The 26,598-nt window shown below is 64.6% G+C and carries 26 protein-coding genes and 1 tRNA gene; 17 read left to right on the forward strand and 10 right to left on the reverse strand.

Annotated features, from left to right (window positions below; all coding sequences use genetic code 11):
• Position 1: 1 nt before the first annotated feature.
• The 6 genes from bioF to JAB1_RS02040 all read left to right on the forward strand — a co-directional run bounded on the left by bioF (position 2) and on the right by JAB1_RS02040 (position 7,135).
• Positions 2–1,198 (forward strand): 8-amino-7-oxononanoate synthase, encoded by a 1,197-nt coding sequence (gene bioF / locus JAB1_RS02015; protein WP_070278424.1) that lies wholly within the window; start codon positions 2–4, stop codon positions 1,196–1,198.
• The gene (gene bioD, locus JAB1_RS02020) at positions 1,188–1,979 is read left to right on the forward strand and encodes a dethiobiotin synthase (RefSeq protein WP_070278426.1); all 792 of its coding nucleotides are present in this window, start codon (positions 1,188–1,190) and stop codon (positions 1,977–1,979) included. Before bioF ends, bioD begins: the two co-directional genes overlap by 11 nt.
• Positions 1,980–2,037: 58 nt before the next feature.
• A complete protein-coding gene (bioB, locus tag JAB1_RS02025; RefSeq protein WP_034782789.1) occupies positions 2,038–3,084 on the forward strand; it encodes a biotin synthase BioB in 1,047 nt (348 codons plus the stop codon).
• A gap of 156 nt (positions 3,085–3,240) precedes the next feature.
• On the forward strand, positions 3,241–5,268 hold the full coding sequence (locus JAB1_RS02030; protein ID WP_070278428.1) for an acetyl/propionyl/methylcrotonyl-CoA carboxylase subunit alpha: 2,028 nt from the start codon (positions 3,241–3,243) through the stop codon (positions 5,266–5,268).
• A gap of 9 nt (positions 5,269–5,277) precedes the next feature.
• Positions 5,278–6,210, forward strand: a complete 933-nt coding sequence (locus JAB1_RS02035; RefSeq protein ID WP_070278430.1) for a glyoxylate/hydroxypyruvate reductase A — start codon at positions 5,278–5,280, stop codon at positions 6,208–6,210.
• A 1-nt stretch (position 6,211) separates the two neighbouring features.
• Positions 6,212–7,135: a hydroxymethylglutaryl-CoA lyase gene (locus JAB1_RS02040; protein WP_070278432.1), complete on the forward strand. Its 924-nt coding sequence runs from the start codon at positions 6,212–6,214 to the stop codon at positions 7,133–7,135.
• A 179-nt stretch (positions 7,136–7,314) separates the two neighbouring features.
• On the opposite strand, the gene JAB1_RS02045 is transcribed toward JAB1_RS02040, so the two are convergent.
• Positions 7,315–7,391: transfer RNA gene (locus JAB1_RS02045), tRNA-Pro, on the reverse strand.
• Positions 7,392–7,596: 205 nt separating this feature from the next.
• Here JAB1_RS02045 and JAB1_RS02050 point away from each other — a divergent pair.
• Positions 7,597–8,199: a hypothetical protein gene (locus tag JAB1_RS02050; RefSeq protein ID WP_070278434.1), complete on the forward strand. Its 603-nt coding sequence runs from the start codon at positions 7,597–7,599 to the stop codon at positions 8,197–8,199.
• 41 nt (positions 8,200–8,240) lie between these two features.
• On the opposite strand, the gene rsmI is transcribed toward JAB1_RS02050, so the two are convergent.
• Positions 8,241–9,149, reverse strand: coding sequence for a 16S rRNA (cytidine(1402)-2'-O)-methyltransferase (gene rsmI / locus JAB1_RS02055; protein ID WP_034782777.1), 909 nt, complete (start codon positions 9,147–9,149; stop codon positions 8,241–8,243).
• A gap of 165 nt (positions 9,150–9,314) precedes the next feature.
• Between rsmI and JAB1_RS02060 the strand changes: the two genes are divergently transcribed.
• The 7 genes from JAB1_RS02060 (at position 9,315) to JAB1_RS02090 (ending at position 14,209) form a co-directional block, all read left to right on the forward strand.
• Complete coding sequence (locus tag JAB1_RS02060; protein WP_081345741.1) at positions 9,315–10,520, forward strand: penicillin-binding protein activator; 1,206 nt, start codon at positions 9,315–9,317, stop codon at positions 10,518–10,520.
• A 9-nt stretch (positions 10,521–10,529) separates the two neighbouring features.
• Positions 10,530–10,889 (forward strand): YraN family protein, encoded by a 360-nt coding sequence (locus JAB1_RS02065; protein WP_070278436.1) that lies wholly within the window; start codon positions 10,530–10,532, stop codon positions 10,887–10,889.
• A 57-nt stretch (positions 10,890–10,946) separates the two neighbouring features.
• A complete protein-coding gene (locus JAB1_RS02070; RefSeq protein WP_034752465.1) occupies positions 10,947–11,543 on the forward strand; it encodes a phosphoheptose isomerase in 597 nt (198 codons plus the stop codon).
• Positions 11,536–12,222 carry a BON domain-containing protein gene (locus tag JAB1_RS02075; protein ID WP_070257900.1) on the forward strand — a complete coding sequence of 229 codons (687 nt, stop codon included), beginning with the start codon at positions 11,536–11,538 and terminating at the stop codon, positions 12,220–12,222. The genes JAB1_RS02070 and JAB1_RS02075 overlap by 8 nt, the downstream gene beginning before the upstream one ends.
• 83 nt (positions 12,223–12,305) lie before the next feature.
• Positions 12,306–12,827 (forward strand): TlpA disulfide reductase family protein, encoded by a 522-nt coding sequence (locus JAB1_RS02080; RefSeq protein WP_070278438.1) that lies wholly within the window; start codon positions 12,306–12,308, stop codon positions 12,825–12,827.
• Between the two features lie 99 nt (positions 12,828–12,926).
• A complete protein-coding gene (locus tag JAB1_RS02085; protein WP_034782766.1) occupies positions 12,927–13,517 on the forward strand; it encodes a sigma-70 family RNA polymerase sigma factor in 591 nt (196 codons plus the stop codon).
• Entirely contained in the window at positions 13,514–14,209 is a 696-nt protein-coding gene (locus tag JAB1_RS02090; protein WP_070278440.1) for an anti-sigma factor, read from the forward strand. Before JAB1_RS02085 ends, JAB1_RS02090 begins: the two co-directional genes overlap by 4 nt.
• Positions 14,210–14,211: 2 nt before the next feature.
• Here the strand turns inward: JAB1_RS02090 and JAB1_RS02095 are convergent, their stop codons facing one another.
• Both JAB1_RS02095 and JAB1_RS02100 read right to left on the reverse strand, forming a co-directional pair.
• The gene (locus JAB1_RS02095; RefSeq protein WP_034782761.1) at positions 14,212–14,634 is read right to left on the reverse strand and encodes a PaaI family thioesterase; all 423 of its coding nucleotides are present in this window, start codon (positions 14,632–14,634) and stop codon (positions 14,212–14,214) included.
• Positions 14,635–14,718: 84 nt separating this feature from the next.
• Complete coding sequence (locus tag JAB1_RS02100) at positions 14,719–15,876, reverse strand: PepSY-associated TM helix domain-containing protein (RefSeq protein WP_070278442.1); 1,158 nt, start codon at positions 15,874–15,876, stop codon at positions 14,719–14,721.
• 150 nt (positions 15,877–16,026) lie between these two features.
• Here JAB1_RS02100 and JAB1_RS02105 point away from each other — a divergent pair, with 150 nt between their 5' ends.
• Together JAB1_RS02105 and JAB1_RS02110 are read left to right on the forward strand one after the other, a co-directional pair.
• On the forward strand, positions 16,027–16,383 hold the full coding sequence (locus tag JAB1_RS02105; RefSeq protein ID WP_070278444.1) for a hypothetical protein: 357 nt from the start codon (positions 16,027–16,029) through the stop codon (positions 16,381–16,383).
• A gap of 92 nt (positions 16,384–16,475) precedes the next feature.
• Positions 16,476–18,632 carry a TonB-dependent receptor gene (locus JAB1_RS02110; RefSeq protein ID WP_070278446.1) on the forward strand — a complete coding sequence of 719 codons (2,157 nt, stop codon included), beginning with the start codon at positions 16,476–16,478 and terminating at the stop codon, positions 18,630–18,632.
• Positions 18,633–18,700: 68 nt separating this feature from the next.
• Here JAB1_RS02110 and JAB1_RS02115 read toward each other — a convergent pair whose 3' ends face one another.
• The 4 genes from JAB1_RS02115 to JAB1_RS02130 form a co-directional block, all read right to left on the reverse strand.
• Positions 18,701–19,363: a uracil-DNA glycosylase gene (locus JAB1_RS02115; protein ID WP_070278449.1), complete on the reverse strand. Its 663-nt coding sequence runs from the start codon at positions 19,361–19,363 to the stop codon at positions 18,701–18,703.
• Between the two features lie 143 nt (positions 19,364–19,506).
• Positions 19,507–20,523, reverse strand: a complete 1,017-nt coding sequence (gene lipA, locus JAB1_RS02120; protein ID WP_034782748.1) for a lipoyl synthase — start codon at positions 20,521–20,523, stop codon at positions 19,507–19,509.
• Between the two features lie 39 nt (positions 20,524–20,562).
• Positions 20,563–21,267 carry a lipoyl(octanoyl) transferase LipB gene (lipB, locus tag JAB1_RS02125; protein WP_070257891.1) on the reverse strand — a complete coding sequence of 235 codons (705 nt, stop codon included), beginning with the start codon at positions 21,265–21,267 and terminating at the stop codon, positions 20,563–20,565.
• Between the two features lie 75 nt (positions 21,268–21,342).
• On the reverse strand, positions 21,343–22,815 hold the full coding sequence (locus JAB1_RS02130) for a PLP-dependent aminotransferase family protein (RefSeq protein WP_070278451.1): 1,473 nt from the start codon (positions 22,813–22,815) through the stop codon (positions 21,343–21,345).
• Positions 22,816–22,940: 125 nt separating this feature from the next.
• Between JAB1_RS02130 and JAB1_RS02135 the strand changes: the two genes are divergently transcribed.
• Positions 22,941–24,140, forward strand: coding sequence for a multidrug effflux MFS transporter (locus tag JAB1_RS02135; RefSeq protein WP_070278453.1), 1,200 nt, complete (start codon positions 22,941–22,943; stop codon positions 24,138–24,140).
• Here the strand turns inward: JAB1_RS02135 and JAB1_RS02140 are convergent.
• On the reverse strand, positions 24,133–24,429 hold the full coding sequence (locus tag JAB1_RS02140) for a DUF493 family protein (RefSeq protein ID WP_034782741.1): 297 nt from the start codon (positions 24,427–24,429) through the stop codon (positions 24,133–24,135). The two genes, JAB1_RS02135 and JAB1_RS02140, sit on opposite strands and share 8 nt — an antisense overlap.
• 321 nt (positions 24,430–24,750) lie before the next feature.
• A complete protein-coding gene (locus JAB1_RS02145) occupies positions 24,751–26,493 on the reverse strand; it encodes a DUF6600 domain-containing protein (RefSeq protein WP_070278455.1) in 1,743 nt (580 codons plus the stop codon).
• Positions 26,494–26,598: the final 105 nt, after the last annotated feature.

Below are 26,598 nucleotides of genomic sequence, written 5' to 3' on the forward strand. Positions count from 1 at the left end.
GATGGAACTGATCGCGCGATTACAACAACAGTTGCAAGGACTGGAAGAGCGCAGCCTGATCCGCCGCCGCCGTACCGTCGACACGCCGTGCGCGCCGCGCCTGACGGTGGACGGGCGCGCCATGCTGGCCTTTTGCAGCAATGATTACCTGGGCCTGGCGTCGCATCCGCGCATCGTCGCCGCGCTGAAAGAGGGCGCCGACCTGTATGGCGCCGGCAGCGGCGCTTCGCATTTGATCAGCGGCCATAGCCGCGCCCACGCGCAGCTGGAAGAACGGCTGGCGGCTTTCGTGGGCGCCAACCTGGAGCAGGCGCGCGCCCTGTATTTCTGCACCGGCTACATGGCGAATCTGGCCGTGCTGACGGCCCTGTCGGCGGGCGACACGGACGCGGAGATGTTCTCGGAAGCGCTGAACCACGCTTCGCTGATCGACGGCACGCGCCTGGCGCGCGTGAAGACGCGCGTGTATCCGCACGCCGACCTCGATGCCTTGGCGGTTCTGCTGGCGGCCAGCACGGCGAAAACCAAGATCGTCGTCACCGACAGCGTCTTCAGCATGGATGGCGACCTGGCGCCGCTGCCCGCGCTGCTGGCCCTGTGCGAACAACATGGCGCCTGGCTGGTGGTCGACGACGCGCACGGCTTCGGCGCACTGGGAGCCCATGGCCGCGGGGCGCTCGAACACTTCGACCTGCATTCGCCCTACCTCGTGTATGTGGGCACCCTGGGCAAATCGGCCGGCGTGGGCGGCGCCTTTGTTGCCGCGCACGAGGCCGTGATCGACACCCTGATCCAGAAGGCCCGCCCGTACATCTTCACCACGGCGGCAGCGCCGGCGCTGGCGCATGCGCTGCTGGCCAGCCTGGACATCATCGCCGGTGAAGAAGGAAAACAACGCCGGATGCACCTGGCGGCGCTGGTGGCGCAATGGAACGACGGCTTGCAGCTGCAGCGCTGGCAAGCCTTGCCATCCGTGACCGCCATCCAGCCCGTCATCATTGGCGAGAATGCGGACATGCTGGACATCGCCGCCACCCTGTACCAGCAGGGCCTGTGGGTCGGCGCCATCCGCCCGCCCACCGTGCCAGCGGGGTCGGCGCGCCTGCGCGTGACCCTGTCGGCCGGCCACACGGCGCAGGAAGTGGCGCAATTGATCAACGCAGTCAACACCCTGGAAAGGAATCGCCATGAGCCTTGATGATCCTATCGCGGCGGAAGTGCTGGCGGACCTGGCGCCGGCCGTGCAGCCGGCTCCGGCCGCCACCGGCCTGCCATCGCGCTTTGCCTGTTTCGTCACCGGCACCGACACGGAAATCGGCAAGACCCTGACGTCGTCGGCCCTGCTGCACGCACTGGTGGCGCGCGGCGTGCGCGCCTGCGGCATGAAACCTGTCGCCGCCGGCGCCGAAATGCGCGACGGCGAACTGCATAATGAAGACGCCGACAGCCTGATCGCCGCCGGCAACGTCACCATGCTGCGCAGCCTGACGACACCCTACATGCTGAAGGAGCCGGCCGCGCCGCACATCGCCGCCGCGCTCGAAGGCGTCAGCATCGAATCGGTGCCGATTCTGGCCGCCTACCTGGAAATCGCCGCCGCCTCGGACGCGGTCGTGGTCGAAGGCGTGGGCGGATTCCGCGTGCCGCTGTCTCCCGGCTTTGATTCGGCCGACCTGGCGCAGCAGCTCGATCTACCCGTGATCCTCGTGGTCGGCATGCGCCTGGGCTGCATCAGCCAGGCCTTGCTGACGCTGGAAGCCGTCGAGGCGCGCGGCTTGACGGTGATCGGCTGGGTCGCCAACACCCTGGAAGTGGAAATGCGCTTCCTCGACGAAAATATCGATGCGCTGATCGAGCGCATCCCGGCGCCGCTGCTGGGCAAGGTGCCGCGCCTGGCGCAACCGAGTGCGGAAGCGGCGGCGGCGTATCTCGATTTCAGCAGCTTGCCGAACTGGCCGGCGCAGCAGTCGCAGAACTAGACCAAACAATTAAGCCAAACAACTGAACGTACTCAAAAATAGAAGCGAAGGAATCACCATGTCTTTAGTCCAAGAAGCAGCAAAAACCGTCGAACTGCACCGCCCTGCGGCGCGCATCACCCTGCCCGAAGCGGCCACCTGGCCCATCGATGATGTGCTGGCCCTGTTCGACCTGCCTTTCAATGACCTGATGTTCAAGGCCCAGCAAACGCACCGCATCAACTTCCCCGATGGCGACGTGGAACTGGCGACCCTGTTGTCGATCAAGACGGGCGGCTGCGAGGAAGACTGCGGCTATTGCCCGCAGGCGGCCCGCTACGACACGGGCGTGGAAGCGAAAAAAATCCTCGACATCGACACCGTGCTCGACGCGGCACGCCAGGCAAAAGCCAACGGCGCCACGCGCTTCTGCATGGGCGCCGCATGGCGCGGCCCGAAGGACCGCGACATGGACAAAGTCGAAGAGATGGTCAGCAAAGTGAAAGCGCTGGGCCTGGAAACCTGTGCGACTCTGGGCATGCTGGAAGAGGGACAGGCGGACCGCCTGAAAAACGCGGGCCTCGACTTCTATAACCACAACCTCGACACGGCGCCGGAATTCTACGACAACGTCATCTCGACGCGCGAATACCAGGACCGCCTGGACACCCTGGGCCGCGTGCGCGAAGCGGGCTTGAAAGTATGCTGCGGCGGCATCGTCGGCATGGGCGAAACACGTCTGCAACGCGCGGGCCTGATCGCCCAGCTGGCCAATCTGAATCCATATCCGGAATCGGTGCCCGTGAACCATCTGGTGCAAGTGGAAGGCACGCCATTGTTTGGCCTGGAAGCGCTCGACCCGTTCGAATTCGTGCGCACGATCGCCGTTGCCCGCATCACCATGCCGAAAGCGCGCGTGCGTTTGTCGGCCGGCCGCCGCCAGATGGGCGAAGCCGTGCAAGCCATGTGCTTCCTGGCTGGCGCCAACTCCATCTTCTACGGCGACAAGCTGCTTACCACCGACAACCCGGAAGCGGAAGACGACCGCACCTTGCTGGGCAAACTGGGCCTGCAGACGCGCGGCGCCATGCTGGACTCGGTACAGAAAGAGAAGTGCGGCTGCTGATCCAGCCCTGTCGGGTTACGCCATGCCGGCTAACCCGACCTACGAATACCGCCTCACCATCCGTAGGTCGGCTTAGCGCGCAGCGCGTAAGCCGACAAGCCAACAGACCAGGTCCATCAAGAGACCGCTGCACCTTTGAGAGAATAGAGAGAGACCATGTTCACTAAAATCCTGATCGCCAACCGCGGCGAAATCGCCTGCCGTGTCGCCGCTACCGCGCGCCGCATGGGCATCCAGACCGTCGCCGTCTATTCGGAAGCGGACGCCAACGCCAAGCACGTCGCCGTGTGCGACGAAGCCGTGCTGATCGGCCCCGCGCCGGCCAAGGAAAGCTATCTGTGCGGCGACAAGATCATCGCCGTGGCGCTAGCGACAGGGGCGCAGGCTATCCACCCCGGTTATGGTTTCCTCTCCGAGAATGCCGACTTCGCCGACGCCTGCCACGCGGTGGGCCTGGTCTTCATCGGCCCGCCGGCGTCCGCCATGCGCGCCATGGGCTCGAAGTCGGCCGCCAAGTCGCTGATGGAAAAAGCGAATGTGCCGCTGGTGCCCGGCTACCACGGCGAGGAACAGGATGCGGACTTCCTGCACGGCCAAGCCGACAAGATCGGCTACCCCGTGCTGCTGAAGGCATCGGCCGGCGGCGGCGGCAAGGGCATGCGCGTCATCGACAACAGCGCCGACTTCAAGGCCGCGCTGGCATCGTGCAAGCGCGAAGCGATCAGCTCTTTCGGCGACGACAAGGTGCTGGCCGAAAAATACCTGTCGCGCCCGCGGCATATCGAAATCCAGGTGTTTGCCGACACGCTCGGCAACTGCATCTACCTGTTCGAGCGCGATTGCTCGGTACAGCGCCGCCATCAAAAGGTGCTGGAAGAAGCGCCGGCGCCCGGCATGCCGGCTGACCGCCGCGCGGCCATGGGCGAGGCGGCCGTCGCCGCCGCCAAGGCAGTCGGCTATGTGGGCGCGGGCACGGTGGAATTCATCGCCAACCAGGATGGTTCGTTCTACTTCATGGAGATGAACACGCGCCTGCAGGTCGAGCATCCGGTGACGGAAATGATCACCGGCACCGACCTGGTGGAATGGCAGTTGCGCGTCGCCTTTGGCGAGCCGCTGCCGAAAAAACAGAGCGAACTGACGATCCACGGCCACGCCATCGAAGCGCGCATCTATGCGGAAAATCCGGAAAAGGGCTTTTTGCCATCGATCGGCACGCTGCGCCACATGCAGTCGCCTTCCGCCGTGACGTTCGAGCTGGGTGGCACGCTGGTTCCGGCCGCCGTGCGCATCGATTCCGGCGTGCGCGAAGGCGACGCCATTTCGCCATTCTACGACCCGATGATCGCCAAGCTGATCGTCTGGGGCGCGGACCGCCGCGAAGCGCTGGCACGCATGGCGCAGGCGCTGGCCGACTACCAGATCGTCGGCCTGGCCAGCAATATCGCCTTCCTGAAACGCCTGGTCGAAGGCCAGGCGTTTGCCAGCGCCGACCTCGATACGGGCCTCATCGAACGCAATCAAGCGTCGCTGTTCCCCGCCCTGCAGGCGACGCCCGACACGGCCCTGGCGCTGGCGTCCGTCGCCCTGCTGCTGGAAGAAAAAGCGGCCGCCGAAGCACAGTCGGCCAACCGCGCCGACCCGTGGGGCAATGCCCTGGGCTGGCGCCTGAACAGCACCCTGGGACGCAGCCTGGCGTTTGCCGATGAATTCGCGCTCACTGGCGACAGCAAGGCCTATGCCGCGCGCATCGCCTACAAGACGGATGGCTGGCTGTTCAACGGCCAGCCCCTCACCCTGACGGCGCGCAAAGGCCTGGAACTGCACATCAAGCTCGGCGAGCGTGCCGTGCATGGCACCGTGCTGCGCGACGGGGAACAGTTCCACGTGTTCAGCGGCGGCTTGCACTACACACTGCACTACAGCGATCCGATGGCGCATGCGGGCGAAGTGGAAGCGGAAGGCGGGCGCCTGACGGCGCCGATGCCGGGCAAGGTCGTCGCCGTGCTGGTCAACAAAGGACAGGACGTCAAGAAGGGCGAACCTTTGGTCATCATGGAAGCGATGAAGATGGAACACACGATCGCCGCGCCGCACGACGGCCTGGTGGAAGACGTGCTGTATGCCGTTGGCGACCAGGTGGCCGATGGCGCACCGCTGCTGGCCTTCAAGGCTGCCGCGTAAGAGAACGCCATGCGCATCCTTTTACAACGTTCGGACGGCAAGGAAGCGGCGTGGATCAGCGACTTCCGCGACTTGCTGCCCGAGGCCGACATTATCTTCTGGCGCGAAGGCGAAACAGTGGCGCCGTGCGACTACGCCGTCGTGTGGCAGCCGCCCGCCGCCATGCTGCCCGAGCTGGCCCACGTGAAAGCCATCTTCAACACGGGTGCCGGCGTCGACGCGCTGTTGAAGTTTGGCGAGGCGCTGCCCGCCCACGTGCCGCTGGTGCGCCTGGACGACGCGGGCATGGGCGTGCAGATGGCCGAATATGTGAGCCACGCCGTGCTACGCCACTTCCGCCGTTTCGACGATTACGAGGCGCAGGGCCGCGCCGGTATCTGGCAACCGCTACCCGCATTCGACAGGGTGGATTTTCCCGTCGGCGTGCTGGGCATGGGCGTGCTGGGCACCCGCGTGCTGCAAGCGCTGGCGCAGTTCGAATTCCCCTTGCGCGGATGGAGCCGCAGCCGCAAGCACGTCGATGGCGTGCAGTGCTATGCGGGAGAAGAGGGACTCGAAGCATTCTTGCGCGGCACGCGCGTGCTGGTGTGCATGCTGCCGCTCACGCCGGACACGCACAATCTGCTCGACCGCGCGCGCCTGTCGATGCTGCTGCCGGGCGCCTATGTCATCAACGTGGCGCGCGGCGCGCATATCGCCGAACCGGATCTGCTGACCCTGATCCGCTCCGGGCATCTCGCCGGGGCGACACTGGACGTGTTCCGCAACGAACCGCTGCCGCAGCAGCACCCGTTCTGGCAAGAACCGCGCATCACCATCACGCCGCATATTTCAGCGGCCACCCTGCGCCGCGAAAGCGTGGCGCAGATTGCCGCCAAGATGCGCCGCCTGCAAGCCGGAGACTCTGTCGCCGGCATCGTCAACCGTTTGCAAGGATATTGAAATGCATGCTCAAGCTAGTTTGCCGAAACAGGTCAAGATCGTCGAAGTAGGTCCGCGCGACGGCCTGCAAAACGAGAAGGACACCATCAGCGCCGCCGTCAAGATCGAACTGGTCGACCGCCTGACCCTGGCCGGCTTCGCCAATATCGAGGCGGCGTCCTTCGTGTCGCCGAAATGGGTGCCGCAGATGGCCACCAGCGCGGAAGTCATGGAGAAAATCGCGCGCCGCCCCGGCACGATCTATTCGGCGCTGACGCCGAACATGCAGGGTTTTGAGGCGGCGCTGGCGGCCAAGGCCGATGAAGTGGTGATCTTCGGCTCCGCCTCCGAGGCGTTCTCGCAAAAGAACATCAACTGCTCGATCGCCGAATCGATCTCCCGCTTCGAAGGCGTGGCGAAGGCGGCCAAGGAACACGGTCTGCGCCTGCGCGGCAGCATCAGCTGCGCCTTCGGCTGCCCCTACCAGGGCGATGTGCCGCTCGACGCCGTGGCCGACGTGGTGGGGCGCATGCGCGACCTCGGCTGCGACGAGATCGACATCGCCGACACCATCGGCGTGGCCACGCCGCGCAAAACGCAGGCGGTGATGCAGCGCGCCATCGCAGCCTTCCACGTGAGCGGCCTGTCCGGCCACTTCCACGACACCTATGGACAGGCGCTGGCGAATATCTACGCCAGCCTGGAAACGGGTATCGCGATCTATCACTCGTCCGTGTCCGGCCTGGGCGGCTGCCCCTACGCCAAGGGCGCCACCGGCAATGTGGCGACCGAAGACGTGCTGTACATGATGCAGGGACTGGGGATTGCCACCGGCATCGACCTGGACCTGGTGGTCGATGCGGGGCAGTTCATCTCGCAGCAGCTGGGGCGCAAGGGTTCCAGCCGCGCGGGCAATGCCATCGCGGCGAAACGCCTCGCTGCGTAGGTCGGATGAGCGTGGCAACGCCACGCGTAATCCGACGTCACCAAGGTCATGGCCAACACTGTTGTCGGGTTACGCGCTTGGCGCTAACCCGACCTACGCCAACTTATTCCGTCCTGCCTGAACCGTACAGACGAAAAAAAACCCAAGAGCCGAAACTCTTGGGTTTTTTTCTACAAATTTGGTCGGAGTACAAGGATTCGAACCTTGGACCCCCTGGTCCCAAACCAGGTGCGCTACCGGGCTGCGCCACACTCCGAAGACCAAGATAATACAGGCCGTATCGACTTCGGTCAAGGGTCAGGTGAAACTCTATGTAAATTATTTACGGGCGGCACTGGAACCCATGTATTTTTCAAAACGATTGAAGTATGCGACACTGGCTTGGCAAGTTTTCCCGATCAGACATGAAGGCGACGACGGCAATGGAGTTCAGGATAGAAAGAAGCGACGGTGGCCGGCCCATGCCGAACCGCCGCGGCATCGTGCTGGGCATAGCCGTGTCCTTGCTGCTGCATGGCGCCTTGCTCTATCTGTGGCGCCATGTGCAGCCGCCTGTCCAGCAGGACACGGCACCGCGCGTGGAATCAATCGCCGTGTGGATACGTCCGTTAGCCGCCAAGGCGCCTCCGCCGCCTGTCGAAGTCGTCAAGCCGAAACGCGAACCCAAGCCCATCAGCAAGCCGAAACTCGCCACTGCCCGGGAAACGCCGGCGGCGGCCACGGCGCCGGCGGCCAGCCCGCAAGCCATCACTGTCGTGCCGGCATCACCGGCCGCGCCGGCGGCCAGTACCGATACCTTCAGGCAAGAAACCCCGGAAACGCCGAAATTCGATATGGAAGCGGCCAGAAGAACGGCGCGCAAGATGGCCGGCGAGCGCGATCCATCCAAGGTGGGCACGGCCGTGGGACAAATCCCCGACAAGCCGCTGCAAACGGAAACCCAGCTGGCGCGCGACATCGCGCAAGGCAAGCGCGGCGATTGCCGCACCGCCTATTCAGGCGCAGGCTTGCTGGCGCCCGTGCTGATGTTGCTCGACAAGAAAGATAGCGGCTGCAAATGGTAACGATTTAACAATAAACCCATTTTGGCTGGGCCGTCATCCGCTTATTCCTGCCCCTTCAACTGCAACGCCCGTTCATACAGGGCGTTTTTCTTGCGGCCCGTGATCTGCGCCGTCAAATTCGCCGCCTGCTTGACGCTGCATTCGGCCAATAAAATGTTCAGGATGCGTTCCGCTTCCACATCTTCCGCGTCCTGCGCTTCCGTGGCGCCTTCCAGCAGGACGACGAACTCTCCCTTTTCGCGGTGCGCATCGGCGCGTATCCACGCCTCCGCCTCGGACAGGGGGCAGCGGTGGATTTCCTCGAACAGTTTCGTCAGTTCGCGCGCGAACACCACCTGGCGCGTCGGCTCGAACGCTTCCACCAGGGCCGTGGCGCAATCGAGGATGCGGTGCGGCGCCTCGTAAAACACCATCGTTGCGGTCACGCCACGCAGGCTGTGCAGCATATTTTCGCGCTGCTTGGCCTTGGCCGGCAGGAAGCCGACAAAGTAAAACTGGTCATTCAACAGGCCGCTGGCGGAAATGGCGGTAATCGCCGCCGAAGGGCCGGGCAGGGGCAGCACGCGCAGGCCGGCCGCGCGCACGGCGTCGACGATGCGCGCGCCGGGGTCGGAAACGGCCGGCGTACCCGCGTCGGAAACGAGGGCGATGCGCTCGCCGGCGTGCAGGCGGGCAATCAGGGTCTGCGCCACTTCGCGCTCGTTATGTTGATGCGCCGCAATTAACGGCTTGTTCAGGCCAAAGCGCGTCAGCAGGTGCGCCGTGTTGCGCGTATCTTCACAGGCGACGGCATCGGCAAGGCTCAGCAGATGCAGCGCGCGCAGGCTGATATCGGTCACATTGCCGATCGGCGTGGCCACTATATACAATGTTGCGATAGGATAGACCTGGTGCGCCGCCTCTGTCATGATGGGCAGGCTGGCGATGGAACTGATTTCTTGTACGGTCATTTTGGAGGTTAAATGCTTGCTAATAGTGTGAAGTTACTGCTTGTTTGTGCCGCGACCGGCATGCTGAGCGCTTGCAGCACGCCTTGCGACGCGCCCGGGCAATTGTGCGCGCCTATTGAATCTAACACAAGGGCGCTGCCGCCACCGAAGCCGCTGCCACCGCCCGTGCCGCCCAAGCCGCCCGCACCCGAACCGGTGACGTTTGCCGTGGCCGTGCCCGATATCACCGCGTACGACGGCAATGGCGCCCCGCTGGCGCCCATCAATACCAAGCCGGCGACCGGCACGCCGCAAGACATGCCGGCCGCCACGGCACCGGCACCGTCCGACGGCAAGGCCCACCACATCGGCCTGCTGCTGCCGCTGCGCTCGGCTTCGCTGGGTCCGGCCGCCGAACTGCTGCGCGCCGGTTTCATGGCCGCATACGAGCGCGACCGAAGCGGCTTTGAAGTGACGGTGATCGACACGGGCGACGGCAGCAGCGACGTCCTGAACAAGTTTGCGCAAGCACAGGAGGAACAGGACATCGTCGTGGGGCCTTTGTCACGCTCGGCCGTCACGGCCGTGGCGAATAGCGACCTGGTGCGCAAACCGACGATCGCCCTGAACCACCCGGACAACCGCGGCGAGGCGCGCCTGCCGGCCAAGCTGCTGGTGATGGGCCTGTCGATCGAGGCGGAAGCGCGCCAGGTCGCCGCCTGGGCCGCCAGCGAACAGCCTGGTGCCAGCGCGCTGGTCCTGTCGGCCGGATCGCCCTCGCAGCGCCGCATCAGCGCCGCCTTCAAGCAGGAATGGCTGCGCCAGGGCGGCAAGATCGAGACGATGGACTTGACGGCCACGAATGGCTACCTGAGCGATGCCGAACTGGTACAACTGCGCGCGCGCCTGGCCGCCACGCCGCCGGGACTGCTGTTTGCCGCGCTCGACGCCGACCAGGCGCGCCAGCTGCGCGTGGCCATCGGCGGCGACTTGCCCCTGTATGGCACCTCGTCCTTGAATCCCGGCGCCGGGCGCGGCGCCAGCGGCCCCGAGCTCGATGGCGCGCGCCTGCTGGATCTGCCGTGGCAAGTGCAGCGCGACCATCCACAAGTGATGGTCTATCCACAGCCGCCGCAACCGGCCGACACCCGCCTGACGGCCGACATGGAGCGCCTGTACGCGCTGGGCATCGATGCCTTCCGCGTGGCGCGCGAAGTGGCGCTGCGCCCGAACGCACCATTTACCCTTGATGGCGTGACGGGCCGCCTGGCCGTGCGCTTCGAGGGTGATCAAAGCGTGTTCGAACGCACGGAACAGGCCGCCACCTACCAGCAGGGCGTGCTGGGTACCTGGCCACCGGCCGCGCCTGTCGCCGTGCCGCCGGCCCAATAAGGTCACGCCATGCCACCCCTGCCGTTCCAGAATAAACAGGCACGGGGACGGCAAGGGGAAGACGATGCGCTCGCGTATCTGCTGCTGCAAGGCTTGGTGCTGCTACAACGTAACTATCTGTGCAAGGGCGGCGAACTGGACCTGATCATGCGCGATGGCGCATCGGTCGTGTTCGTGGAAGTGCGGCTACGCAGCAGTGCCACCTTCGGCGGCGCCCTGGCCAGCATTACGCCGGCCAAGCAGCGGCGCATGGTGGTGGCCGCGCAAACCTGGCTGCTGGGGCAAAAGGCGCTGCCGCCGTGCCGCTTCGACGCGCTGGCCATCGATGGCGGGCGCATCAGCTGGCTGAAGAACATCCTCGATATGTAAGCATTTTTAACAGTGCTTGTCCGCCATGCCGCGCGCCTGCACTATAATCGGCAGACTATGAATAATCAACGCATCCTCTCGCACTTCCACGAAAGTGCCGAACTCAAGATCCAGGCCGCTACCGTACTGGCGCAACCCATTGCGCAGGCGATCGACCTGATGTTTTATGCATTGTCCAACGGCAACAAGATCCTCGCCTGCGGCAACGGCGGTTCCGCCGCCGACTGCCAGCATTTCGCAGCCGAGCTGGTCGGACGCTTCGAACGCGAGCGCTTTCCGCTGCCGGCCCTGGCGCTGACGACGGATACGTCGATCCTGACGGCCGTGGCGAACGACTACAGCTACCGCGAGATCTTCTCGAAGCAGGTGCAGGCCTTCGGCCAGGCCGGCGACATCCTGCTGGCCATCTCCACGTCGGGCAATTCGGCCAACGTGATGGCCGCCGTGGAAGCGGCGCTCGAGCGCGAAATGCGCGTCGTGGCGCTGACGGGCAAGGACGGCGGCGCCATCGGCAAGATGCTGACGGACGCCGACGTGCATATCTGCGTGCCGGCCGAGCGCACGGCGCGCATCCAGGAAGTCCATCTGACCACCATACATTGCATCTGCGACGGCATCGATGTCGCCCTATTCGGAGGAGACGTGAATGACTAAATTCGGTACTGGCCCAGGCTGGAAACGCGTACAACGCCCGCTGGCCACCGCACTGCTGTGCGGCGCCATGCTCACCTCGCTCACCGGCTGCATCGAACTGATGGTCGGCGGCGCGGTGATGGGCGGCGTTGCCGCAGCGGACCGCCGCACCCTGGGCGCGCAGACCGAAGACAAGTCGATCGCCCTCAAAGGCGAGTCGCGCATCCCCTCCATCGTCGGCGACGTGGGCCACGTGAATGTCACCAGCTTCAACCGCCGCGTCCTGCTGACGGGCGAAGTGCGCGATGAAGCGATGAAAAATGCCGTCGAGCGCGAAGTGCGCAATATCGAGGGCGTGGAATCGGTGGCCAATGAACTGATCATCGCCGGTCCGGCCAGCTACACCTCACGCTCGAACGACGCGCTGATCACCACCAAGGTCAAGGCCAGCCTGGTCGACATGAAAACCATTTCGGCTGCCTCGTTCAAGGTCGTCACCGAGAACGCCACCGTCTTCCTGATGGGCAGAGTCACCCAGCGCGAAGGCACGGTCGCGGCCGACGTGGCGCGCGGCGTGGGCGGCGTGCAGAAAGTGGTCAAGCTGTTCGACTACATTTCGGAAGCGGAACTGAAGCAATTGCAACCCGATCCGGCGCCAGCACGCACGACGAGCAGCGCCAGCGACACGGTACAGCAATAAGCGGCATCCCCCATCCGGCCTACGGCGCCAGACTGATGATGCGTCTATAATGGACGCATCGTAGCGCTACTCTATTGAAAACCATGTCAACTTCGCCATCCGCAAGCAAGTCCTGGATCAAACCAGCCCTGATCGCCGTCTTCGTGGCGGGCGTGGCGGCGGCAGCCTACCTGTCGCTGAATGACAAGCAAAGCGCGCCGGACGTGACGTTCCACGGCATCCATGGCGAGAAAATCACCTCGGCCAGCCTGCGCGGCAAGGTGGTGATGGTCAATTTCTGGGCTACCTCGTGCACCACCTGCGTGGCGGAAATGCCGGACATGGTCGATACCTACAACAAGTACAAGGGGCAGGGACTGGAATTCGTGGCCGTGGCCATGAAATACGATCCGGCCAACTACGTGCTGAACTTCGCCGAAACGCGCCAGCTGCCGTTCAAGGTGGCGCTCGACGTGACGGGCGAGGCGGCCAAGGCCTACGGCGACGTGGCCCTGACGCCCACCACCTTCGTGCTCGACAAGCAGGGCAAGATCCTCAAGCGCTATGTGGGCAAGCCGGAATTCGCGGAACTGCACAAGCTGCTCGAGTCCGCCATCGCAGGCTAAGACAGCGCGCAAACACTGCACAAAACCTTGTTGCTAAAGGTTGCCAACTTGTTATAACCTTCCCAAGTGTGATTTCCACTCACCTTGTGAAGGCCAGCCGTGTCCCCAGCCGCCCAATCGCTCGACCCGCAGCAACTGAAAACCTGGCTGCTTGCCGCCGGCAACAAGGACGCCACCGCGTTCCGCCAGCTCTATCACTCCACCTCATCGAAACTGTTTGGCTTTGCGCTGCGTATATTGCATAAGCAAGAGCTCGCTGAAGAAGCCTTGCAAGAGGGGTTCGTCGCCATCTGGAACAATGCCGCCACTTACCAGAGCCATCTGGCGGCGCCGATGACCTGGATGGCCACCATCGTGCGCAACAAGGCGTTCGATGTGCTGCGGCGCAGCGACGATACCGTGGAAATCGATGCCGAACAATTTGATAGCGAAGTCATGAATGCACTCCGGGATCCCCAGGCCACGCCGATCGAGTCGCTGCAACTGAGCGGTGACGCCAAGGCGCTGGCGTTTTGCATGTCGGCCCTGGAAGGGCTGCACCGGCAGGTGGTCGCCCTGGCGTTCTATCACGACCTGTCGCACAGCGAAGTGGCGCAGCAGATGTCGCTGCCGATCGGCACCGTGAAGACCTGGATACGCCGCAGCCTGGAACGGCTGCGCACGTGCCTGGCGAAACGGGAGGCATCATGAATATCCGCGGCAATGACGTGCTGCGCCAGAAACTGGCATCCGAATACGTGCTGGGCACCCTGAAAGGGGGCGCGCGGCGGCGTTTCGAAGGCTGGCTGCACAACGACGCCGACTTGCGCAATATCACGGCCGAATGGCGCCAGCGCCTGGAACCGATGGCGGAATTTGCCACGCCCGTGGCGCCGCCCAAACGCGTGTGGCAGCAGATCGAGCAGCGCCTGCACCTGGCGCCGCAGGGCGGCTGGTCGTTGTGGCGCGATTCGCTGTCGTTCTGGCGTTCGCTGGGCATGGCGTCGAGCGCCATCGCCGCGCTGCTGGTCATCGTCGTGGCCACGCGCGTGATGGACGCGCCGCAGATCAGCTATGTCGCCAGCCTGACGGACGAGAAAGCGCAAACGGCCCTGCTGCTGACGGCCGACAGCCGCCACGGCGCCCTCGAGGTGCGCATGGTGGGCAACGCGCCCGTGCCTGCTGATCGCGATCTGGAACTGTGGGCCGTGCCGAAGAGCGGCAACCCGCGCTCCTTGGGCCTGCTGGCCGACAAGGGCAACGTGAAACTGGCGTTGTCCCAGCGCGCCATCGGCAACGACGTGGCCCTGCTGGCCGTTACCCTGGAGCCGAAAGGCGGTTCGCCGGATCCGAATGGACCGACGGGACCGATCTTGTACAAGGGTAACTGGGTGAAAATATAGTCTTACTTGGGATACAGAATCATCTGCGTGCAGCGGAACAGGGCAATCGTCTTGCCCGTTTCCTTGCTTTTCACCACGGCATCCCACACCTGCGTGTTGCGGCCCTTGTGCTCGACCTTGGCCGTGCAGGTGAGCGTGCCTTCGCGCGCCGTGCCCAGGTGGTTCGATTTCAGTTCGATGGTCGTGAAATTGCTCGCGCCCTCGGGCAAGTTGACGATGCAGCCATAACCGGAAGCCGTGTCGGCCAGGGTCACCACGCTGCCCGCGTGCAGGTAGCCATTCGGCGCCAGCAAATGCGGCAGCACGGGCAATTCCGCCGTCAGCTGGCCGTCGCCCACTTCCGTGATGACGATGCCCAGGTGGCCGGGCAGGCGGCCGGTGCCGCGTTCATTCAACATTGCTACGGTAATCTCGGGATTGCTCATGCTGGTCCTTGTGCGGGTGAATCCGGGATCCGCCGGAAAATACTATGATGATAGCAACTTTCCCCGCATCGGTTTGGCGGCCGCTTATTTCCGGCCGCGCCGCCGTTTCCACCACACCAGCGTCCCCGTCAGCATGAACAGCAGCGGCATCAGGCCAAAGACGGTAATGAAGGCGCGCCCGGCCGCGCCGAACGCCTGGCCCGAATGCAAGGGGAATTGCCAGCCCAGGAAGACGTCGCCGGCCGGCGCCCGCAAGGGATCGCGTATGCGCAGGGGCAAGCCGCTGCGCGCATCCAGGGTGATGCGCGTGGCGCCGTCGCCGTGGGCGATTTCACCGGGCTGGCGCACGCGCACGTCATACGGCTGGTCCTTTTTCGCCGGCAGCACGATGCGCGACACCCGCGCCTGCGGATACAGCTTCTGCGCGGCGGCCATGGCCTGGCCCGCATCGAGCACGGCGCCGTCCTGCTGCACATTCTTCAGTTTGGCCGTGTCCGGCACCGTCGACACGAGCGCCACCAGCGGCACGATCAATTGCGGCAAATTAAAATAAATGCCGGAAAAGGCGAGCATGGCCAGCACGGGCGCGGCAAAGAAACCGGCTGCCTTGTGGAACGTATAGTTGAAGCGCGGCCAGGAGCCGCCATGCGACACCGTCAAGGCGCGCTTGATCGCCAGCCACTGCAGGCGCGGCCACCACAGATAGATGCCGCTCAAGGCCATCAGCAGCAGCATCACGCCCGAGATGCCCGTAATGGTCTTGCCCGCGTCGCCCGACAGCAGATAGCGGTGCAAATGAAACATGCCCGACATCAGCAGCGGGCGCGTGAGGCCGAAACGGCCCCAGTCGCGCTCGCCTTTGACTTGCAAGGTGTAGGGATCGACCATCACCTGGCGCACGATGGCCTGGCTGAACGGCGATGGCGTGCCCGCCTGGCGGTATGAGGCCACGTACACGTCGCGCGCATCGGCCGGTGGATTGAGCTGGCTCGGCTTGCCGTAGGCAGGGTCGGCCGTGAGCCCGTCCACCACGGCTTGCAGCGTGCGCGGCGTGACCTGGAACACCTGGCCAGGCGCGGGCGTACTCGCCTGCAACAGTGTGGGATTGAGCCAGGCATCGAGTTCCGGCATCCAGGCGATGGCGGAGCCCGTCAAGCCCAGCAGGACGAACAGGGCGCCAAACCACAGTCCCGCATACAGGTGCAGCTTGGCAAACAACCACTTGATCGAACGTTGCGACATGGAAACTTTGGGAAATTTGGGCTGCGAAACGATAGCATGAAAGGCCCGGAGTGAAAATCATTATCAGCTGGCATTCTGTCCTGCCCGCGCAGCGCAAATGAATTGCAACAAGCGCTGACAGCGGGGCGATTTTCTTGCTACTATGCGCCCATGTCTTCCCGCCAGCCCACCCGCACGCCTTACGGCGAGCCTGCCCATCACGGTGCCGCCGCCCTCGCGCGCACGCCGTGGCGGCTGTGCGTGGCGCTGTTCAGCGCGCTGGCCCTCGTGTTCCTGCTGTCGACGGCCGCCTCGCACCTGCACAAGACGACCCTCGACGCGGAAGAGTGCGCGCTGTGCGCCACCGTCATCGACAAGGTGGCCGACATCGCCGTGCCGCCGGCCATCGTCGAGCCGCCCGCCCAATTACTGCCGTACCGCCTGCTGGCCCTGGCTCCCGCCACCCTGGCCCCCATCACCGCGCTCATCTTGCCGCCCGTGCGCGGCCCGCCTGCCGCCTCGTTGTAGTTCCCACGCTGTTTTTATCCTTTTTTCAGGCTGCACCGCCGCGTCCTCATGCGCGCCGGGCTGCCTGGCGTAGACTATTTTCGAGGTTCACCATGCAACACACACCACGCTTGAGCGCGCTGTCGCTCGCCCTTGCCAGCCTGTTCAGCTTTTCCGCCCACGCCGCCGAGCCTGCCGAAGCCAGTGCCGATACCGCACCGCAAGACATGCAAAAGGTGGAAGTCACTTCCGCCCATTTGAAAAGCGCCCGCATCGAGCTGTCGCCGAAAGTCGGCACCACCATCTACAGCATCGACAGTCACATGGTCGACATGCTGGGCCAGGGCGACAACACGCCATTCAATGAAGTACTGCTGCGCCTGCCGGGCGTATCGCAGGATTCTAAGGGTTCCGGCGCCCTGCACGTGCGCGACGATCATGCCAACGTGCAATACCGCATCAATGGCGTGCAGTTACCGGAAAGCATCAGCGGCTTCGGCCAGTCGATCGATACGCGCCTGATCGACAAGACGGATTTCATGACGGGCGCCTTGCCGGCCCAGTTCGGCCTGCGCACGGCGGGCATTGTCGATATTGAAACGAAAGAGGGCGGCTTGAGCCCTGGCGGGCGCATCGGCATCATGGTCGGCAGCCACGACCATGTGGAGCCGAGTGCCGAATTTTTCGGCAGCGTGGGCAAGTTCAATTACTACCTGTCCGGCAGCTACCTGGGCAATTCCCTGGGCGTGGAAAACCCGCAAGACACGCGCAGCGCCCTGCACGACAAGACGCGCCAGAACAAATCGTTCGGCAGCCTGTCGTATTTCCTCGACGACAATACGCGCCTGGGCGCCATGTTCGGCACCTACAACGGCCGCTTCCAGATACCGAACAATCCGGATCAGGCGCCGGGCTTCTCGCTGGCTGGCCACAGCGATGCGCAGGCGGGCACGTCCAGTATCCCGTCGTCGCAGCTGAATGAAAACCAGCGCGAAGTGAACCGCTTCCTCGTGCTGTCGCTGCAAAAGAGCCTGGGCGACCTCAATTACCAGGTTTCCGCCTTCCACCAGTATTCGGAACTGCACTTCACGCCGGACGCCATCGGCGACCTGATCTACAACGGCGTGGCATCGGACTCGCGCCGCGCGAACAGCGCCTCGGGCGCCCAGTTCGACATCAGCTACAAATTGCATCAGGACCACACCGTGCGCGCGGGCCTGGCCTACACGCGCCAGAAGACGACCAGCGACAACACGGTGGCCGTCTTCCCCGCGATGGATGGCGCGCAAACGTCCACCACACCCATCACGGTACTGGACAACAGCGGCAAGACGGGCACCCTGGCCAGTTTCTACCTGCAGGATGAATGGCATATCAGCAAACCCCTGACCCTGAACTATGGCGCGCGCTTCGACAAGGTCTCGGCCTACACCAGCGAGCAGCAATGGAGCCCGCGCGTCAACCTGGCGTATCAACTGGCGCCGGGCACGGCTCTGCACGCCGGCTATTCGCGCTATTTCACGCCGCCGCCGCAGGAGCTGGCCGCGCAAGGCAGCATCGACCTGTATGCGAACACGACGAATGCGCCGGAAATCGGCCAGTCGGACAACGTCAAGGCCGAGCGCACGCACTACTACGACGTCGGCATCAGCCATCAGGTGAATGCGAAACTGACCGTGACGGCCGATGTGTACTATAAAAAGATCAACAATCTGCTGGACGAAGGCCAGTTCGGCCAGGCGCTGATCCTGACGCCATTCAACTATGCGGACGGCTACGCCAAGGGCCTGGAATTGTCGGCTATCTACAGCGAGAAAAACTGGGGCCTGTTCCTCAACGCCAGCACGCAAAAGGCGCAGGGGCGCAACATCAATTCAGGCCAGGCCCTGTTTGGCGCCGATGAGTTGAACTACATCAGCAAGAACTATGTCTACCTCGATCATGACCAGAAATACACGCTGTCGGGTGGCGGCCATTATCACTTTGGCGATTCGCAAGTGAGCGCTGACTTCCTTTACGGCAGCGGCCTGCGCATGACGCCGGACGGCGGCGCACCAAATTCCGGCCATCTGCCCGGCTATTTCACCGTCAACACGGCGCTTACGCACACGTGGAAAAATACGCCGGTCGGCAAGGTCGAGGGACGGCTGGCCTTGATCAACCTGTTCGACAAGTCCTACCTGCTGCGCGACGGTTCCGGCGTGGGCGTAGGCGCACCGCAGTACGGCGCCCGCCGCAGTTTCTATGCCGGCTTGTCGACAAGCTTCTAAGAGTTACGCGCGAAGACAGCGGCAGGGAGCAACGCCTGCCGCTGTCGGTTGCCGTACGGTTCCAGGAATTATGCCCAGGCGATGGCCGCCTGGCCATGCGCTTGCAGGTAAGCATTCGCCAGGCTGAATGGCTTGCTGCCAAAGAAACCTTTGCTTGCCGACAAGGGAGACGGATGGGGCGCCGCCAGCACCAGGTGCTTGCCGGGGTCGATCAGGCTGCGCTTGGCTTGCGCGTAGCCACCCCACAGGATGAAAACCAGGTGCTCGCGCTCGGAGGACAGGTGGCGGATCGCGCTGTCCGTCAATTTCTCCCACCCCTTGGCCGCGTGCGAACCGGCCGTGCCCGCGCGCACCGTCAGCACACTGTTGAGCAAAAATACCCCTTGCTCGGCCCAATCGGACAAATCCGTACGCGTGCGCACCACGCCTGCGTCGCTATGTAATTCCTTGAAGATATTCTGCAGGCTCGGCTGCGGCGGCTTGCCTTCGGGTATGGAAAAACACAGGCCCATGGCCGCGCCGGGCGTGTGATACGGGTCTTGTCCCAGGATCACCACCTTGACTTGCTCGAACGGCGTCAGGTCGAACGCCCGGAAGATGGTTTTACCCGGCGGACAACACGGCCCTGCCGCATACTCTTCCTTCACGAAGGCGGCCAGGCGTTCCCAGTAAGGCTGGGCAAACTCGCCTTCCAGCCGCGCCTTCCACGATGCGTCGATGCGTACGTCCATGCCTCACCTCATCACTTATCCGTCAATCATGCTTTTTCAGCATGCCAGTATAGGACGCCCGGCCGGATGAGGCACATACGATTCGAACAGGCAAAAAAAAAGCCGCCAGCGCGAGCGGGCGGCTTTGATACAGCACAAGGTGCTTAGAAATTCAGCGCCGATTCCACGCCGGCGCTGTGCGCCTGTTCATCCGCGTGGTACGAGCTGCGCACCATGGCGCCCACGGCAGCGTGGGTGAAGCCCATCTTGTACGCTTCTTCCTCGAACATTTTAAAGACGTCCGGGTGCACGTAGCGGCGCACGGGCAAGTGGCTGTTCGATGGCGCCAGGTATTGGCCGATGGTCAGCATGTCGATGTCGTGCTCGCGCATGTCGCGCATGACTTGCAGGATTTCCTCGTCCGTCTCACCCAGGCCCACCATGATGCCGGACTTGGTTTTCACGTCCGGGTACATGGCCTTGAAATCTTTCAGCAGCTTCAGCGAGTGCATGTAGTCGGAGCCGGGACGGGCTTCCTTGTACAGGCGCGGCGCCGTTTCCAGGTTGTGGTTCATGACGTCAGGCAAGCCATCCTTGAACAGGTTCAGGGCTTTTTCCAGGCGGCCGCGGAAGTCGGGCACCAGCACTTCGATGCGGGTGTTCGGCGACAGGGCGCGCGTTTGCTGGATGCACTCGACGAAATGGCCGGCGCCGCCGTCGCGCAAGTCATCGCGGTCGACGGAAGTGATGACGACGTAGTTCAAACGCAGCTTGGCGATGGTTTTCGACAGGTTGGCCGGCTCTTCCTTGTCCAGCGGGTCCGGGCGGCCATGGCCGACGTCGCAGAACGGGCAGCGGCGCGTGCACTTGTCGCCCATGATCATGAAGGTGGCCGTGCCCTTGCCGAAACATTCGCCGATGTTCGGGCAGCTGGCTTCCTCGCACACCGTCACGAGTTTGTTTTCGCGCAGGATGTCCTTGATTTCATAGAAGCGCGTCGATGCCGAGGCGGCCTTGACGCGGATCCAGTCCGGCTTTTTCAGGCGCTCGACTTGCTCGATCGGAATGATCTTGATCGGGATGCGCGAAGTCTTGCTGGCGCCTTTTTGCTTTTCGCTCGGGTTGTACGCGGGAGCGGCAGTAGCGGCGGGGGCGGTGCTGGAAATGGTCTCAGAAGTCATGGCTGCAAGCCCTTGAGGGGCAAAGTTTGGTTTGTTTGCTCAGGCATCCGCTGCCTGAGGCGCGCCTGCGGCGCTGTTTGCTTCGCTTACATCGAGTAATACGGTCAATTCATGGGCCAGGGCACGCTGCACCTCGGCCAGCGGCACCACGACGCCCATGCTGCGCATGTCCACCGTCTTCAGGCCGGAATAGCCGCACGGGTTAATCCAGGAAAACGGCGCCAGGTCCATCGCCACGTTGAGCGATACGCCATGGTAGGTGCAGCCGTTGCCGCGCACTTTCAACCCCAGCGCGGCGATCTTTGCACCCTTGTCTGGTCCGCCGGCAAGATAGATGCCAGGCGCGCCATCGATGCGCTCGCCAGCGAGATTATACGCCGCCAGCACGTTGATGATGGCTTGCTCGATTTTATGCACGAACTGGCGCGCATACAGCTTGCCGCCCGGCTTGTTGCGGCGCAAGTCCATCAGCAGGTAAATCACCACCTGGCCGGGACCGTGGAACGTGACTTCGCCGCCACGGTCCGTCTGCACCACGGGGATCGCGTCAGCTCCCGCCAGCAAATGGCCGCGGTCGGCAGCCAGGCCCAGGGTGAACACGGGCGGATGCTCGACGATCCACAATTCGTCGCGCGTCTCCGTCGTGCGCGCGTCGGTGAAGGCGCGCATGGCGGCAAAGGTGGGCTCGTAATCGACGCGGCCCAGCTCGCGGATCAGCGCCGTTTCGGTTCGGGTGGTGGTCATGACGGATTCTGTAATCAGCTGCCGGCGCCCTGCGGACGCTGCGGCGAAGCCGTGATTATAAGCCAGGCAGCCGTTTCATTCCGGGACGGACTCTGGCAACAGCAGCAATCTGCCCAATTTTTGTGCAGCATGGCGTATCTGGGCCGCATTCAGGGCCGTGTAGCCGAGCAGCACGGCCGGCGCCAGCTTGGCGCTATGGCAAAAATCGCCGAGCGGCTGCAGCGCCAGCCCCTCTTGCGCCGCGCGCGCGCAAAATGCCCGCTCGTCGCTGCCTGGCGGCAGCCACAGCACGCAATGAAAGCCCGCCTGCTGGCCGGAAATGGCGTAGCGGCCGGGGGCCGTCTGCTCGAGGCAGGCCAGCAGCAGATCGCGCCGTTCCTTGTAGGCCAGCCGCGCCTGGCGTAAATGGCGCACGAAAGCGCCGTCTTCCATCCAGGCGGACAGCGCCAGCTGCTCCGTCACGCCCACGGACCTGCCCGTCAACTGCAGGGTGCGCAGCAACTGCGGGCGCAAGGCGGGCGGCAGCACCATGAAGCCCACGCGCAGGCCGGCAAACAGGGTCTTGTTGAAACTGCCACAGTAAATCACGCGCTGGTACTGGTCCAGCGCCTTCAGGGCTGCCAGCGGGGCGCTCTGGTAATTGAATTCGCTGTCGTAATCGTCTTCCACCACCCAGGCGCCGCTGTCGTTCGCCCATTCCAGCAAGGCCAGGCGGCGCGTGACGGACATGGTCACGCCCAGCGGCGACTGGTGCGCCGGCGTCACATACGCGAGGCTGGCGTCCGCATGCGCGGCCAGGGCGGCGCAATCGATGCCTTCGGCGTCGACGGCAATGTCCACCGGCACGGCGCCAGCCAGGGCGAACAGGGCGCGCGCGGCCGGGTAGCCGGGCTCTTCCAGGCAAACCTTGTCGCCATCGCGCACGATGCTGCGCGCCAGCAAGTCGATCGCGTGGCGGATGCCGGTCGTGACAACGATGTCCTGCGGGTCGCAGCGGATGCCGCGGTACTTGGCGAGAAAATCGGCGATCTGCTGGCGCAGCTGGGGCAGGCCGGCCGGATCGGCGCTGCACAGCTGTTCCGGCGTGGCGGCGGCCAGGGCCCGCGTGGCGCACTTGGACCAGGCGGCCATGGGAAACAGGCTGGCGTCGGCGCGCCGCGCCACGAAGGGCAAGCCGTCGCGCACACCCGTATCGGACACAGGTATCGGCGCGGAGAATGTCCCGGCTGGGGTGGCATCCGCAAATCCTGCCATCAAGAAGCGTTCCGGCACGACGGCGCACACGCGCGTGCCGGAACCGGGCACGCGCGTCACGTACGCTTCCGCGTGCAGGCGGTCGAACACGGTTTCGATGGTGCCGCGCGACAACTCCCACCGTTCCGCCAGGGTGCGGCTGGACGGCAAACGGCTGCCCGCCGGCAGCATCTTCGTCAGGATGGCCGAGCGCAGCGCTTCATACGCGCCATCCTGCTTGTTGACGCCCGCCTTGTCGAGCCAGCTGGTGGGACGAGGCAAGTCCAGGGCGTGCGGTGATTTTCCTCGCGGCATGATAATCGTCCAAGTGGTCCAATGAGTTTTCTGATGACTGGCACTTCGCATTACACCACAAACATTCTACTCTCACCGTTCCGGTGCGCCAGCGGGGCGCACGCTTGCATGGATCGTGTAAAACAATGCAGAAACAAATCGCTTTATGGGCCTGGGGCGGCATCGTGCTGCTGCTGGTCTGCCTGTCGCGCATCAGCATCGACATCTATCTGCCTTCGCTGCCGGCCATGGCCGATGCCCTGCACGCCAGCGATGCACAGTTGCAACTGACCCTGAGCCTGTTCATGGCCGGCTCGGCCGTCTCGATGCTCGCTTGCGGGCCGCTGGCCGACCGTTACGGGCGCCGCCCCGTGCTGCTGGCCGGCACTTTCATTTATGTGCTCGCCAGCATCGTCTGCACCGTGACCACCGACGTCCACGTGCTGATCGCCGCGCGCGTGCTGCAGGCGTTCGGCGGCTGCAGCGGCACCATCATCGGCCGGGTGATGGTGCGCGACCGTTTTGATCCCGCCACGCAGGCGCGCATGCTGGGGAGAATATCGATGGTGATGGGCTTGTCGCCGATCCTGGCGCCGCTGGCCGGCAGCCTGCTCGATGCGGCGTTCGGCTGGCGCGCCGTGTTTGGCGTGCTGTGCCTGCTGGGAGCGCTGTCGCTGGGACTGATCGCCGCGTATATGCCGGAAACCAGGCCGGCCAGCGTCGTCCCCCAAGTAAATACCCTGGCACTGTACCGCCGCCTGCTGGGCGACGCGTATTTCCTGCGCTATGCGCTGGCCATCGGCTGCGTGTATTGCACGTATTTCCCGTTCATCGCGGAATCGTCCGTGCTGTTGCAAAGGGGCATGCATCTGTCGCCGCGCGCGTATGCGCTGGTGTTCGCGCTGACGGTCAGCGGCTATGTGGCGGGATCGAGCCTGTTCCGCGCGCTAGGACCGCGCCTGGGCGCCGATTACATGCTGGGTGTGGCGGTGCTGATCAATGTGGCGGGCGCGGCCAGCCTGTTGCTGGCGGGGACTTTGGCGCCGCAGCACGTGGCGTCGCTGGTGGCGCCCATGCTGCTGGTGATGGTGTCGGTGGGCATGGCCATCCCGGCCTGCCAGCTGGCCGTGCTGCAGCCGTATGGCGATCAGGCGGGCAGCGCCTCGGGCCTGTTCTTCTTCGTGCAGATGCTCATCACGGCCGCCTGCGGCGCCGTCATCGCCGCCATCACGGACGGCAGCGAAAAGCCGCTGCTGTGGGTAACGGCGGCGGCCAGCGCGGCCTTTGCCCTCGTGTGGCGGCTGACGAAACGCCAGCCCGCCAGGGCAACAGCATGTCTTACATGACGATCTTGACCATCGGGTGGCCCGACAGCGCCATGTACAGGGCGTCGAGCTGCTCGCGGCTGACGGCGCGCACGGTGACGGTCAGGCCCGTGTAATTGCCCTTGCCCGATGGGCGCTCTTCCATGCGGCCCGCGTGAAAGGTCGGATCGTGGCTGATGACCAGTTCCAGCATGGTCGGCGCGAAGTCGACATGCGTCGGGCCCATGATCTTGATGGGAAAGTCGCTCGGGTATTCGATCAGCGATTCGCTGGGAGGAATCGTCACTTCGGTGGGTGGGGTGGTTTGCATGGGAAATCCAATCAGTGCCGGTCAGAACAGACGGCGCAGCGCATAGCGCGCGGCGGCTGCATAAAAACGTATTGTAGCCAACTTTGAGGGCGGCTGCGCCCGTTGCGATGACACACACGGCATGGCAAAAAAAAAGCCAGCTGGGTAAGCTGGCGAAAAACTATTTCGTTTGGACAAAATAGCCGGAAAATCGGTGCTGTCACTTGGAGGATAAGCAGTGGTCGTACTGTAGACAAACCACGGCAGCTTTACCTCCGGTATGTGACGAACTGCGCATTTTGCGGCTTGAACGTCGATACGGCGCGACAGACGGCGCGGCCGTCAGCGCTCCACTTCCTGCATCCGGCCATTACGGCCGGGACCGCCGCGCTCATGGTTGCGCTCACGCGGCGGCATCGGGCGCTCGGCACTGCGCGCCTCCTGTGGCGCACGCGCGGCAGGCGCAGGCATGGCTGGCGGCGGCGCCGTTTGCAGCACTTCGCGGCGGGGGCCACGTTCTGCGCGGTCCGGGCGCGGCGCATCAAATTGGCGTTCCATGACGGGGCGCGGCAGTGGCCGTTCGGCACGGGGCCGCTGCTCGCCACGCCAGCCGGGGTGCGCCACCTGGTCTTGCACGGGTGGCAAGGCCGGCATCGCCGGCATCACGGGCTGGGGCGGCACCGGCGGCTGTTGCGGCTGTGCCGGCACGGGCGGGCGGTTCGGCTGCATGGGACGGGGCGCCATGTGCGTCTGGCCATCGTCCGTCTGCAAGCGGCCAGGGCGGTTGACCCAGTCGCGCCGGAACTCCCTGTCGCCGCGCGGCGCATCGGAAGGACGCTGCCAGTTGCCCGCTGGCGCAGGCGCCGTGCTCAACGGTAAGCTTTGCATGACGGGCGGCGGCATGGTGGTGCGGTTGCGGCGCGGCACGTCGACCGTGCGCGAGCCGCCAAAACGCTCGCCCGGCAGCATCGTCATGCCTGCACGGCGTTCGCGTTCGCCAGCCACAGGGCGGCGCCCCTCGGCGACGCGGTTGATGCGGCGTTCATACTCGGCGCTGGCGCGGTAGCCGGGCACGTAGCGCTCGTGCGGCGACAGGGGAAACCAGCCGACGCCAGGGCGCTGGCCATGCTGCGAACCGCGATCAGGCCTGCCGCCGACCCAGCCCACCAGGGCCGGCGCCCAGGGCACGCGGCCGCGCTCGCGCCCCGGTGCCCAGCCCCAGCGGTGGCCCAGCAGCACCCAGCGGCCGTAGTGCGAGGGCGCATAGCCCCACGGCGCATTGTCCACCCAGGTCCAGCCCCACGGCGCGATCCACGTCCAGCGCCCGTCGCTGTACGGCGCCCAGCCGGCCGGCACCGTGCTCGGCAGCCACAAGGGGCCGTATTCCGCGTCGTCCTGCCAGGCACCGTAGCGGTCCAGCTCTTCATAGCCGGTGGTATCGTCCGTGACATAGCGCAAGGCCGGCGCGGCGGCGGGCAAGGCTTCGGGCCAGTTGTCGAAGGCGATCCTCTGCAAGGCGCCCGTGCGCAATTCCTCGTCCGTCAGCTCGGCGCGCTTGCCGGCGCGCAAGGTCACGCTGCCCGTCGCCCCATCCACGTCGGCCGCACCGTCGAGCACGCTGACGATGCTGGTGCCGGGCTGGCGCCCCGCCTCGATGCGCACCCAGCCCGGCTGGGTCAGGATCACGCGGGCCTGGGCCGTGGTCAGCTCGAAGCCGCGCAACGCGTCGGGATTGCGCACGCGCACGCTGACCGTGCCATAGCTGAGATGCAATTTGAAACTGTCGTCATCGAGCTCGCTCACTTCCAGCTCGGAATCGCCATCGAGACGCACGGCGGCCGCGCCCACGCGCAACTCCGCCAGCGCACCGCGCTGGGTGGTCAAACGGTTATCCGTGGTGACGGGCCAGTTCAGCAGGGCGTTTTGCGCCTCGCCATCGCCGGCGCGCACCAGCACCTGCCCTTCGACGGTGGAAATGCGCCCCACGCGGGCGGGCGGGTCCTGCGCCAGGGCCAGGGAGCACGCCGACGACAGCAGCACGGCGCACACGGTGTTCAAGAAGGGGGAAGACAGGATCGGACGCATGGCGCGCTCCAGGCAGGACGGACAGAGATGAAAGGTAGACAACACCCCGATTACAGTCCTATCGGGCGGGCATCGCAAGCGGGCTTACAAATGTTTGCAACTTGA

This window comes from Janthinobacterium sp. MP5059B, from assembly GCF_001758645.1.
Lineage (GTDB): Bacteria > Pseudomonadota > Gammaproteobacteria > Burkholderiales > Burkholderiaceae_D > Janthinobacterium > Janthinobacterium lividum.